The sequence below is a fragment of the Spirosoma fluviale genome (assembly GCF_900230225.1).
Taxonomy (GTDB): Bacteria; Bacteroidota; Bacteroidia; order Cytophagales; family Spirosomataceae; genus Spirosoma; species Spirosoma fluviale.
In genome coordinates this window covers 46618-59207 of record NZ_OCNH01000005.1, presented here as the reverse complement: position 1 = coordinate 59207, position 12590 = coordinate 46618, and the positions used below count along the sequence as shown (strand labels likewise).

Annotated in this window: 10 protein-coding genes; 8 read left to right on the top strand and 2 right to left on the bottom strand. The window is 47.6% G+C overall.

Features of this window, described 5'->3' with window-relative positions; all coding sequences use genetic code 11:
* Positions 1 to 96: 96 nt before the first annotated feature.
* Entirely contained in the window at positions 97 to 858 is a 762-nt protein-coding gene (locus CRO74_RS23340; protein WP_097129454.1) for an IS5 family transposase, read from the top strand.
* Positions 859 to 1187: 329 nt separating this feature from the next.
* On the opposite strand, the gene CRO74_RS31370 is transcribed toward CRO74_RS23340, so the two are convergent.
* Entirely contained in the window at positions 1188 to 1466 is a 279-nt protein-coding gene (locus CRO74_RS31370; RefSeq protein WP_144035970.1) for a hypothetical protein, read from the bottom strand.
* 357 nt (positions 1467 to 1823) lie between these two features.
* On the opposite strand from CRO74_RS31370, the gene CRO74_RS23330 reads away from it, so the two are divergent.
* Together CRO74_RS23330 and CRO74_RS23325 are read left to right on the top strand one after the other, a co-directional pair.
* Positions 1824 to 2822, top strand: coding sequence for a Kelch repeat-containing protein (locus CRO74_RS23330; protein ID WP_144035969.1), 999 nt, complete (start codon positions 1824 to 1826; stop codon positions 2820 to 2822).
* Positions 2823 to 3366: 544 nt separating this feature from the next.
* The gene (locus CRO74_RS23325; RefSeq protein WP_097129448.1) at positions 3367 to 3831 is read left to right on the top strand and encodes a hypothetical protein; all 465 of its coding nucleotides are present in this window, start codon (positions 3367 to 3369) and stop codon (positions 3829 to 3831) included.
* A 116-nt stretch (positions 3832 to 3947) separates the two neighbouring features.
* Here the strand turns inward: CRO74_RS23325 and CRO74_RS23320 are convergent, their stop codons facing one another.
* Positions 3948 to 5729, bottom strand: coding sequence for an ABC transporter ATP-binding protein (locus CRO74_RS23320; RefSeq protein ID WP_097129446.1), 1782 nt, complete (start codon positions 5727 to 5729; stop codon positions 3948 to 3950).
* Positions 5730 to 6075: 346 nt separating this feature from the next.
* Here CRO74_RS23320 and fusA point away from each other — a divergent pair, with 346 nt between their 5' ends.
* From fusA to CRO74_RS23295, 5 genes are all read left to right on the top strand, one after another.
* The gene (gene fusA, locus CRO74_RS23315) at positions 6076 to 8190 is read left to right on the top strand and encodes an elongation factor G (RefSeq protein ID WP_097129444.1); all 2115 of its coding nucleotides are present in this window, start codon (positions 6076 to 6078) and stop codon (positions 8188 to 8190) included.
* A gap of 108 nt (positions 8191 to 8298) precedes the next feature.
* Positions 8299 to 8604: a 30S ribosomal protein S10 gene (gene rpsJ / locus CRO74_RS23310; protein WP_012930032.1), complete on the top strand. Its 306-nt coding sequence runs from the start codon at positions 8299 to 8301 to the stop codon at positions 8602 to 8604.
* Positions 8605 to 8782: 178 nt separating this feature from the next.
* Positions 8783 to 10834: a DNA mismatch repair endonuclease MutL gene (mutL, locus tag CRO74_RS23305; RefSeq protein ID WP_097129442.1), complete on the top strand. Its 2052-nt coding sequence runs from the start codon at positions 8783 to 8785 to the stop codon at positions 10832 to 10834.
* A 35-nt stretch (positions 10835 to 10869) separates the two neighbouring features.
* Complete coding sequence (locus tag CRO74_RS23300) at positions 10870 to 11649, top strand: rhomboid family intramembrane serine protease (RefSeq protein ID WP_097129440.1); 780 nt, start codon at positions 10870 to 10872, stop codon at positions 11647 to 11649.
* A 3-nt stretch (positions 11650 to 11652) separates the two neighbouring features.
* Positions 11653 to 12579, top strand: a complete 927-nt coding sequence (locus CRO74_RS23295; RefSeq protein ID WP_097129438.1) for a rhomboid family intramembrane serine protease — start codon at positions 11653 to 11655, stop codon at positions 12577 to 12579.
* Positions 12580 to 12590 lie beyond the last annotated feature (11 nt).

The window sequence follows — 12590 nt, the reverse complement described above, 5'->3', positions numbered from 1 at the left end:
GAATGCTATATTGCTTTGGGCAAATGCTAAGAACGTGTTGGGGAATTGAGAAAGTTGAGAGTCGTGCCAACTTTGTAGCGACCAAGCAACAAAGTAATGACCAAACAGTTTTCGAAACTGACCGACCCTCAATGGGCGGCAATTTCGCCTTTTTTCAATCTAGAACGCAAGCGTAAACACGATTTACGCCAAGTAATAAACATCATTTTGTGGCTCCTCCGAACAGGCTGCCAATGGCGCAATCTACCCGAGGAGTGGCCCAACTGGCAAGCGATCTATTATTATTTTGAGCAATGGAAGCAAGACGGCACGTTTGAACGGATCAATTTCACCTTAAATCAGTTGGATCGTAAACGGGTCGACAAGGAAGTCTATCCCTCCGTATTATGCATTGATGCTCAAAGCGTTAAGCTAAATCCGATGATTGGTGAATACCGGGGCCTAGATGCCAACAAACGAGTCAATGGGCGTAAACGACAGTTTGTTGTCGATACTCAAGGTCGACTCTGGGTAGCTGATGTTCATGCGGCAAATCAAGCCGAAGGCCCCGCAGCTATTTGTCTAATTGATGGTATTCTTTGGCGAGCAGGCGAACGCTTAAAAAAAGTATATGGTGATCAGTCCTATAACGGTGTTTTTGCCAAGGCATTAGCCGATTGGGACATCACTTTTGAAAAAGCGTCGCGACCCGAATCGGCCCGAGGATTTGTCCCTGTTGCTAAACGATGGGTAGTTGAACGGACCATTGCCTGGACAAATTTTTTCCGGCGCATTGTCAAAGATTATGAGTATACTCTATCATCTTCGGTCACTTGGCTTTATTTAGCTAACATTCAACTGATGCTCCAGCGAATTTGAATCTACTACAAAATATAATTCCCCAACACGTTCTAAACATTTGTATTTCAAAGTCCAGTACTTCTTAAATACCCGTACGTTGGATATAAAAAGGCTTTGAAGTGCGTTTGTGTTCGCTCCGCGTGGGGTCGCTTTCCGGCGACAGGTTGCTCGCCCCCGGAAGAAAGTATTCAGCCCAACCGAACGGGTGTGTAAAGGTTCGGCTACGTGTTTTCAGTTGAGTTTTACGCCCACCATCAACACCCGTTGGCGTTGGGTGGCCCAAACATGATGGGAGTCATGGGCGGGTACCGTCCGACAGTCAGCACGTCCCATCGGTCAAGTTTTGCTCATTCGGCGGGTTTCGGTCGACAGAACGAACGCCTGATTGGTGGTACTTTGACAAGCCAGGTCGGGTTACGGTCGACAGGTTGCACGACTCGACAAGGCAGGTTGGACAAAGCGGCTGATGTGCGTTGCTGAGCTTCGCCAGCCGGTGTAAAAATCGGTTCCGTGCGTCGTTGTCCGCTCCGCGTGGGGTAGCTTTCCGGTGACAGGCAGCACGTCCCGCAGGCAAGTCCCAGCCCAACCACCACCGTGTTCTGACGAACAACCCCCGACAAATGCAATGTTTTTGTCTGTTGATTATCAGTGCGTTAAAAACATTGCATACATCCAAACAGGTGTGTAAAGGTTGCAAGTTACTCATATTCAGTCAACTCACTCGCTCATCCATCAGCCCTTTGGGGCGTATGGGTGCTTCCGGTCATGTAAATGGCGTGGTGGCATCTCAGTCAACAGGATAATGAATTGATGATGAACGCATTTGTAGGTTTACCATGTACCTGTTAACAGGTCAACGTCTGGCAGTCAGTACGCCCCACATATACAGGTTTCTAGCATCAACATCATATGGATACCAATCTTGATAAGGTTTTCCGTCAGGTTTAGAAGCTGAAATAAACGAATTCTCTAAAAAATATAACATGAGGTACTCATCCTTACTTGTACTGTCTGCTTTTTTTATTGTTAATATTTTCTTGGCAGGGTGTAAATATCCAAATTCTACATTACCACCTCCGACTTGGAGCCAACTTCCTGCACTTCCCTCTATATTTCGAGAAGAGGCATCATCATTTAGCATTGGAAAGAATGGTTACTTCGGTTTGGGTTTTGGAAATACCGATGGTCAATACAGGATTAACGTGACCCATAACGATGACCTTTGGGAATTTAACATCGTTGCTAAAACTTGGCGTCGCGTCGCGGATTTCAAAGGAGGTAAACGTAGTGGAGCAACTTCGTTTTCGATTAATGGGCGGGGCTATGTAGCTTTTGGTTATTCAACAACGTGTCCAGCTAATGGCGTCTGTGAATTTATATATTATGATGATATTTGGGAGTTTAACCCTGATACTAATAGTTGGAGCAAAGTGACAACTTATACATCAAGTAGCGGAATCCGATATGCGGAAGTATTCGTAATCAGCTCAAAAGCCTATATTCTGACAGGTACTGAGTGTTTGGAATTTGATCCGGCAACACGCTCTATCCGCAAACGGACAGCTAGTTCTTTAGGGCTGTTTGGCGGAGTTTTTACTTTAAATAATAAGGGCTACGTATTACTTGGCGATCCTGATATTGAGCAAAATAAGAGGGTTTATGAATACGACCCTAAAACCGATGTTTGGACGAGGAAGAATGACTTTCCTGGTAAGCCACGGATTCTTCCGATAAGTTTTAGTATAAACGGATATGGCTATTGTGGTAGTGGTTATCAGAGAGGTAACCCATATCAGCATTTCAGGGATTTTTGGCAATATAATCCAACAAATGATAAATGGACTCAAATTGAAGACTATCCAGGCGTGGGAGTAGCGTGGTTACAAAGTATGGTATTTAGTGACAATGTAGTAGTAGGGGCAGGACATGGAGCTGATCCTTTAAAGTATGATAATAATTTCTGGCTATTTCAACGCAAATGATTAAAAATCACGCTGCCTTTTATAAATGTATGAGTTGTTAGTTTTGCTCTAAACTAGTTTTACGCTTTGGTATCAGATTTATGATCGGCAGAGTAACGTATCTGAGCGCCATAACTTGACAGCCTCAGCCTCTTTCAGCCTCAGCAGATTGTGTGTTGTTGGTTCGCTCAGCGAGTTCCACTTACTTTGGACAGGAAGCACTCGCGGAGTAGTTTAATGCGTCAGCCCGACGGATAGGGGCGTAAAGGTGCGATCGACTCACGCTCAGGCAGCTAATTCCATCACCACCAGGTCGTTGCACATAATGCAATTCGCGTCCGGTTGATTTCCCCTATCTTGAATCTTTTTTTAGGATATCAACTTACCGCTGACAAACCCAATATACCACCGATAGGGTGAAGGTTCTATACGTTTCAATACTATGGACGACATACCGCTTTGTAAATGTTTTGTACATCGCCTGTTAGTAATGCTTTCATTAGCTAAGTCGTTATCCCAACTGTAGCACATAAATTAACCTGTTAACAAATAAGATTACCTCATTATGACTGACCCTCTCTTCCTGTTAGCCCTGGTCGGGCTCGCGCCTGCTTTGGTGAGTGTGCTTATTGCCATCCTGTTTAAAAAATACATCAAGCCCAACAAGCCCGATACCTTTAAACAAACGCTCAAATTTGGGTTGTTAGGCACACTGCTTGGGCTAATGATCTTTGTCATCCTCTGGACTATCCATAAAAACGAAACCAATAGCTGGGCAGCACCCGGCGACATTTCCGTCATTCCCTTCTACACGATGTTGGCGGGGGTCTTTTTGGGAGTGTATCTAACCAATCGGACTGCCTTTAGCACTGCTGGTAAGGCTAGTAGCTATGGCACACTCGGTTTTCTATATTTTGTTCTGGGTCTTGGATTTGATAACCCCTATTCAAAAGCTGTCTTCCTGATTGCCTCACTCCTATTCTTTGTAATTGCCCTCCGTGCGCGCTCAAAGAATAAAGCAGAATCATAAACACTGCTTTCCAGCCCGACAAGCAGCAACCTTCTTGCTTCGTAGTTTAAAGTCCGGTTTTCTTTCACGACCAGAGTGAAAGAAAACCGGACCAGATGCACAATCACATTAACTCGTTACGCCAGCACCGGCTGTTCCATGACATCCTTCTGGTGCGCCCACATTTCCTGGAATACGTCGCTTCGCACCTGTAACTCCGCAAAGCTTCCTTCGTCGATGATCTTGCCGTCCTGCATGATGTAGATGTAGTCGAACAGGGGCAGCAGATGAAGTCGGTGCAGCGTTGACACGACGGATTTGTCGGCAAACTCATTCAGCAGTTTTCGATAAATAGCCAGCTCCGTTTTGGGGTCGATGCTGCTGGTAGGTTCGTCGAGCAGGACGATATCGCTGCTGCGGGCGGCCAACACTCCCCGCGCCAGCGCCAGCCGTTGCCGCTGCCCGCCGGATAAATTCAACCCTTTCTCCTGAATGCTTGTTTCCAGCCCATTGGGTAGTCGATTCACTACCTCATTGAAACGCGCCACCTGGCAAACGCGGGCAATCGTTTCATCATCGAACGGCAGACCGAGGGTAATGTTATACGCAATCGTATTTTCGAAAATTTCCGGCTCCTGCGGAAACAGCGTTACCGTATTCGTAACCGCGTTCAGACCCGGCAGTTCTTCGCCATCTACCCAAACCGACATACCCGGCTCCGGCTGGTACAACCCACGAAGGAGTGTCAGCAGGGTGCTCTTGCCGGAACCGCTCTCGCCAATGAAAGCGATCCGCTGACCCTTTCGTAAACTGATATTTAGTTCATTCAGGTTTGCCACTTTTTTCGATGTGCCGAAGGTGCGGCCGTGCGAGAAATTAAGGCCATTGATGCTGATCGTTTTCCAGTTCTCGGGCAGTTTTTCATCTTCCGGGCGCACGTGCTCTGCATAGGCCTCGCCAATACCCCGCGCCGTTTGTACGTCGGTGTTGTACTGAACAATCTGCGTGTACTGAAAAGCTACGTCATTGAACACACTTGTAAACTGGTTTACATACCCCAGCAGGGTTACCAGACCACCAATCATGAACACCTGACCCGGCACGTAATGCTGATAGATGTAGCCCGTCGACATAACAATGTAAATTAGCGTAACCAGCAGCGTAGCTACAAACCATTTCCACTCGTTGATCTTTACCTGTTTCAGGAACGAAGGAAGAACGGCGTCTACTTTCTGACCGAAACTAACCTGTATACGTTGTTCCAGCCGCAGGGTAATGACGGTAATGATATTCGACAGATTATCGAAGAGGCTGGCCGAAACGACGTGCTCGTGTTCGTTGGTTTCGTCGAGTGCTTTGATAAACGGACGGTCGAAGCGGAGAATGACCCAAACCGTCAACGCGCCCAGACCAAGACCTATAATACCGAACGCCGGTGAAAAATAAAGCATGGCCCCGAAGGAAAAAATCAGCTTGAACAGCGCGTTGAGGTAAACGAATCCCCCCTGAAAGAAGCCTTTCAGCGCATCATAAGCCTTCCGAATTCGGCTGATGGTATCACCGCTATGGTGTTCCTTATGCCAGCTAACGGGCAGGTGCAGCGTTTGATGAAACAATTCATCCAGAAAATTTCGGCTCAGGTTAAAGGCCAATCGGCGTTCCATAACGCGGGCCGGGCCATGAAAAGACCAATCCAGCAACATCAGGCCCAAATGAGCCCCGGCATACATCCAGATCAGTTTGGGTATATCGGTCTGTTGTTTTTGAAGTTCACCAACGAACCAGCCAAATAACAGGGGGAAAGCAGCTCTAACAATGTTTGCCAGAACAAAGAGGAGATAAACGAGCACATACTGCCGCTTTTCGTATCGGGCATACGTCCAGGCAGTACGTAGCAGGGCTACATACGGATTTTTCATGAAGGTTCAAGTTACGGTCTATTTACTCTAACGAATATAGAGGATTATATTTACATAAAACAAAAACCGTTAACAATATGTAAATTTTATTTTGCGATGTAGCGTAGAAGAGTGTACCGTTGTTTATTCTGATCGGGCGCAGTTGGCAGGATATACCGTATAGTCGTACCGGCGAGGCCATTTACGACCCAATCGGTTCGTTAACAGTATATTCTTTACGATTCAATTTGATTTGTGGTTGACTTTCAGTAATTTTGCGTCCTGATTCGCAAGGAGGCCTTCCGGTAACGGGCAAGCGCTTCTTTCTTCGATTGTAGAAAAACATAACTTTCAGTATAACAAGCTAATGGCTCGCGATTTAAATTTCACGAGAAACATCGGTATCGCTGCCCACATTGATGCGGGTAAGACGACAACAACCGAACGAATTCTCTATTACGCCGGGGTAAGCCACAAGATTGGTGAGGTACACGATGGTGCCGCAACGATGGACTGGATGGAACAGGAGCAAGAGCGGGGTATTACCATTACCTCTGCCGCTACCACTGTTGACTGGACCTACCGTGCCAATAAGTACCACATTAACATCATTGACACACCAGGCCACGTTGACTTCACGGTTGAAGTGAACCGTTCGCTGCGTGTATTGGATGGTCTGGTGTTTCTTTTCAGCGCCGTTGACGGTGTTGAGCCGCAGTCGGAAACCAACTGGCGTCTGGCCAACAACTACAACGTAGCTCGTTTGGGCTTCGTTAACAAAATGGACCGCTCCGGTGCCGACTTCCTGAACGTGTGCAAGCAGGTGAAGGAAATGCTGGGTAGCTACGCTGTTCCCCTTCAGTTGCCCATCGGCGAAGAAGAGAACTTCAAAGGCGTGGTTGACCTCGTTAACTTCCGGGGTATCCAGTGGAATGAAGATGATAAAGGTATGACATTCCAGGAGGTTCCCATTCCAGCCGATATGCTGGATGAAGCAACCGAATGGCGTGAAAAACTCCTGGAAGCCGTTGCCGAATTCGACGACAAGCTCATGGAGAAATACTTTGAAGATCCTGAGTCGATCTCGGAAGATGAAATTCTGGCCGCTCTGCGTAAAGCAACGATCGCCATGAAAATCGTTCCGATGCTTTGCGGTTCATCCTTCAAAAACAAAGGTGTGCAAACCATGCTCGACTATGTGATGGCCCTGTTGCCATCGCCGTTGGACAAAGAAAGCATCAAAGGAACGAATCCAGACACAGGTGCCGAGATTTCCCGGAAACCATCGACGTCGGAACCGTTCTCTGGCCTTGCGTTTAAAATTGCTACTGACCCTTATGTTGGTCGTCTTTGCTTCGTTCGTTCGTACTCTGGTGTTCTGGAGTCTGGCTCGTATATCCTGAACAACCGTTCGGGCAACAAAGAGCGGATTTCCCGGATTTTCCAGATGCACGCCAACAAGCAGAACCAGATCGAGCGTCTGGAAGCGGGTGACATTGGTGCCGTAGTTGGTTTCAAAGACATCAAAACCGGCGATACGCTGTCGGATGAGAAGCACCCAATCGTTCTGGAATCAATGGTATTCCCAGAGCCAGTTATCGGGTATGCCATCGAGCCTAAAAAATCTGCCGACCAGGATAACTTCTCGAAAGCTATCGGTAAGCTGATCGAAGAAGACCCAACCCTTAAAGTTGAGTCGAACGAAGAAACCGGCCAGACCATTATTCGTGGTATGGGCGAGCTTCACCTCGAAATCATCATCGACCGGATGCGTCGTGAGTTCAAGGTGGAAGTTAACCAGGGTGCGCCACAGGTAGCCTATAAAGAGAAGCTGACGAAAAACGTTGAACACCGCGAAGTTTACAAGAAACAAACGGGTGGTCGCGGTAAGTTTGCCGATATCGTGTTTGAACTCGGACCGCGTACCGAAGACGAAACCGGTGTTGTTCAGCCAGGTCTGGAGTTTGTTAATGGTATCGTAGGTGGTGTAATTCCCCGTGAATTTATCCCCGCCGTTCAGAAAGGCTTTGACGAGTCGCTGAAAAATGGTCCGTTAGCCGGCTTCCCGCTCGAAAGCATGAAAGTTCGGTTGTTCCACGGTTCGTACCACGACGTTGACTCCGACTCACTATCGTTCGAAATGGCCGCTCGGTTAGGTTTCCGTGAAGCCGCTCGTCAGGCGGGTCCGAAACTGCTCGAACCAATTATGGCCGTTGAAGTATTGACGCCGGAAGAATATACCGGTCCAATCACGGGTGACCTCAACCGTCGCCGGGGTGTGATGAAGGGTATGGATACGAAAGCTGGATCGCAGGTGATCAAGGCTGACGTTCCTCTGTCGGAACTATTCGGTTACGTAACGGATCTGCGCACCATGTCGTCGGGTCGTGCAACGGCTAACCTGACATTTGCTCACTACGAAGTTGTTCCGCAAAACATTGCTGACGGCGTTGTAGCGAAAGAAAAAGGTACAGGAAAATAAGTCTTTCAGGATATTGGGCAGTTGGTCTGTTGACCGACTGCCCATTTTTTGTGTCGCTGGAGTAAATGGTTCTTTCGGCGGCATATTCACATAACGAACCAAAACACAATGAGCCAAAAAATTCGCATTAAGCTAAAGTCGTTCGACCACATGCTGGTTGACAAATCGGCAGAGAAGATCGTGAAAGCGGTTAAGTCAACGGGTGCTATCGTAAGCGGCCCCATCCCCCTGCCAACGAACAAAGAAATCTACACCGTACTGCGGTCGCCCCACGTCAATAAAAAGGCACGGGAACAGTTCCAACTGTGCACCTACAAGCGTCTGGTAGACATTTACAGCAGCAGTGCTAAAACGGTAGACGCGCTTATGAAGCTCGAACTACCCTCTGGTGTTGACGTTGAAATCAAAGTCTAACGATTTTTAGTTAAAGGCTTCAAGTGCCGTTGGTGTGAGACGAAATCGTTTCTTACCAGCGGCATTTTTCTTTTCGTAGAATTTCCCTCTCATTCTGTTGAATTATACGGCCTTTTAAGGGGTTATTTTTATATATTGTAGGTACGGCATTTTGGCCGTTTGAGGAGATCTATCCGTTATGTTAAACGTTATTCAGCTACTACCCGATTCGATTGCTAACCAGATTGCGGCTGGTGAAGTTGTTCAGCGCCCGGCTTCGGTAGTGAAAGAGTTGCTGGAGAATTCGGTAGATGCGAAAGCGAAATCAGTACAGGTTATTGTTCGGGAAGCAGGCCGCAATCTGATTCAGATTGTGGACGACGGTGTTGGTATGACCGAAACCGACGCCCGCATGAGTTTTGAGCGCCATGCCACTTCCAAAATCCGTTCTTCAGATGATCTGTTCCGGATTCGGACGATGGGTTTCCGGGGGGAAGCGCTGGCGTCTATTGCGGCTGTCGCGCAAATTGAAATGCGTACCCGTCGGGCGGAAGAAGAATTAGGGACGCTCATTCGAATTGAAGGCTCTGACATCAAAGCGCAGGAGGCTATTTCGTGTTTGCCCGGAACGAACCTGCTCATAAAGAATTTATTTTTCAACGTACCCGCCCGGCGTAACTTTCTAAAATCAAACTCGGTGGAAATGCGTCATATCATCGACGAGTTTCAACGGGTAGCCCTCGCCAACCCGGAAGTTGCGTTCTCCCTGTTTCATAACGACCAGGAAATTTATAACCTTCCTGCTGGAAAATTGAGCCGCCGAATTGTGGATATGTTCGGTAAGAGTTACCGAGAGCAGTTGAATTTCTGCGAAGAACAAACTCCGTACGTGACCGTACACGGGTACATTGGCAAACCCGAATCGGCCAAGAAAGCCCGTAATGAACAGTTTTTCTTCGTCAATAACCGATTCATCAAGCACAATTATCTGCATCACGCGGTGGTAGGTGCCTATGAGGGAACCTTGCCGGAAGGCAGCCACCCGTTTTACGTGCTGTTCATCGACATTGATCCGTCGCATATCGACATCAACATTCACCCGACCAAGACGGAAATAAAATTCGATGACGAGCGATCGGTATATGCCATTATGATGGCGGCCGTTCGGAAGGCAGTTGGACTTTATAACCTCTCCCCTTCCCTTGACTTCGATTCGGACGTTAACTTTCTGGCGGGGGTTCGTCCAAAGCCCACATCGGCCGATGTCAATCGCAATGGTAGCCCTGATGTTCAGCCAGCAGCCGCCGGACCCGGTGTAGCACGGCCTATTTCGCCCTCCTGGGCTTCATCCGGAGCACAGCAGCCTACCAGTGAGCGGACATCGTTACGAAATGAATCATTGGACAAGGCCGCAGGCAGCAGCTTCGACATGCCCCGAAAGGCAGATACTAAGCCATCTCTGAACAATTGGCAAACGTTGTACGAAGGCGTGGCGGGTAACACAACCCATTCATCCAGTCCAACAGTAGAGCCGGTTGAGAAAGGTGACTGGCTGGGCCCGGCAAAACCGGTACCCGTTCCAACAGACCAATCGGCAACGGAAAGTGAACCCATTACCCTCGGTAGCCGGGCAAACCAGTTGCAGGTAAGTTTGGAATCGCCCGAACAAGATGTGCCGGTACTGGTTGATGATGATAACATTGTTCAGATCCAGAATCGGTACTTGCTGGCTCCCATTAAGTCGGGTATGCTGTTGATCGACCAGCGCCGGGCCCATGAGCGAATCCTGTACGATCAATTCCATGCCTCGCTCACCAAGCGAAACGGAGCCTCGCAGCAGTTGTTGTTTCCTAAAACGATTACGCTGATGCCCGTCGATTTTCAACTGGCTCTCGATCTGCGCGAAGACCTGATGAATCTGGGCTTTGAGTTTGACGAACTAGGTGCCAATACCTTTGTGATTCGGGGTGTACCTGCTTTGATCATGGGTGAAAATGAAGAGGAACTGTTTGCAAACCTGCTGGCCCAACTTCGGGCCGATACAGGCCGGTTAAAATTAGATCGGATTGAATCCATGGCCCGTTCACTGGCACGCCGGTCGGCCATGCGGTATGTAAATCGCCTGAGCACTACGGAGCGGAAGGCTTTAGTCAATCAATTATTTGCGTCCGCTAACCCAAGCTACACACCTACTGGCGAGCCGGTAACGGTTGTGTTGTCGTTGGATAAAATTGCTGGACTATTTCGCTGATATTTGCTTTAATCAGCATAACTTGTCATTATAAGATGTTTTCACTAACTCCAGTAGTCCGCGCGATATTAATACTAAACGTATTGGTTTTCCTGGTTACAAATGATGCGATCATCGAACAGTTTGGATTGCACTCATTTTTATCCGATCAATTCAACCCGATTCAGTTATTGACGCATATGTTTCTGCACGGTGGTTTCAACCACATTTTCAGTAACATGATCGGTTTGGTGGTATTCGGCCCTATGCTGGAACGGTTCTGGGGGCCGCAACGGTTTACGTTTTTTTACTTTTTTACCGGATTGGGTGCTGCGTTATTGTTTTCGGGTATAAACTATTATGAAGTACACGACGTATATGAAACAGTGGAAGCCTATAGAGATAATCCTGGTTACGACAATTTTCTGGGGTTTGTCGATCAGCACGCGGTTTCATACTATGATCGATTAACGCCTTTTATTGATAAGTTCAAAAGCTTTCCAAACGATAGTAAAAACATTCAGGACAGTGTCGCCATTGTCAACCGAATATTTTCCAATCAGGTTGATGAGCCAATGGTTGGCGCTTCGGGAGCAATTTTTGGGGTTATAATGGGATTTGGGCTATTGTTTCCGAACACTCAGCTTTTTTTATTGTTTCCACCTATACCGGTGAAGGCAAAGTATCTCGTTATCTTTTACGGGGCCTTTGAGCTTTACTCGGGTGTGTATCGGACACAAGCCGATAACGTCGCTCATTTCGCCCACATTGGCGGCATGCTGTTTGCATTTATACTGATCAAATACTGGGGTTCACAACGAAAAACGTTTTATTAAGGAATGAGCGGGTTGTTCGATGATTTTCGGAGCGAATTCAATAAGCCCAACAACACGTTGGTCCAATTGATATTAGTTAATGTCGTCATATTTCTGGTCCTGTTGGTGACTAAAGTCAGTCTAACAATGGCCGAGAATACGGGCGCGTATGACTTCATTACGAGTCAGTTAATGGTTCCGGGTGAAATACATGCGTTTTTACGCAAACCTTGGACGCTGTTTACATACTTTTTTTCGCATGAGGAGATTTTTCATATTCTCTATAATATGCTGTTTTTGTACTGGTTCGGTCGGCTGATTGACGAATATCTGGGCAATCGACGACTCATGGGCCTGTACATCATGGGAGGACTTGCCGGTGGGTTGCTTTATTTGGCGATGTACAATCTGGTACCTTTCTTTCAAAGCCAGGCAGATGGCGCACGAATGCTTGGCGCATCGGCAGCGGCTTTTTCGGTAGCTGTTGGAGCCGCTACCTTACTACCCAACTATACATTCCATCTGCTGTTCTTTGGTCCTGTTCGTATTAAGTACATCGTTTTCTTCTTTATCATTCTTTCGGTGGCGCAAACGGCCGGAACCAATGCGGGCGGGCACCTGGCTCACCTGGGTGGCGCACTGATGGGATTTGTTTACGTTAAGCTCCTTCAGAACGGAACCGACCTTGGCCGTCCTATTTACTGGTTGGTGGATGGATGGAGCAATCTGCTTAAACCAAAGCCAGCGGTTAAGGTGTCGTATCGGCAACGAAGCAACGCCAGCACCCAGGCTAGTTCGTACGTATCGGCAGCTGGTGCATCATCTGCATCGGCCTCAACACCAGATCAGGATGAAGTCGATATGATACTCGATAAAATTTCCCGTTCCGGCTATGAAAGTCTGACACGTGAAGAAAAACAAAAACTTTTCCGGGCCAGTCAACGAAATTAAATAGCCTGATT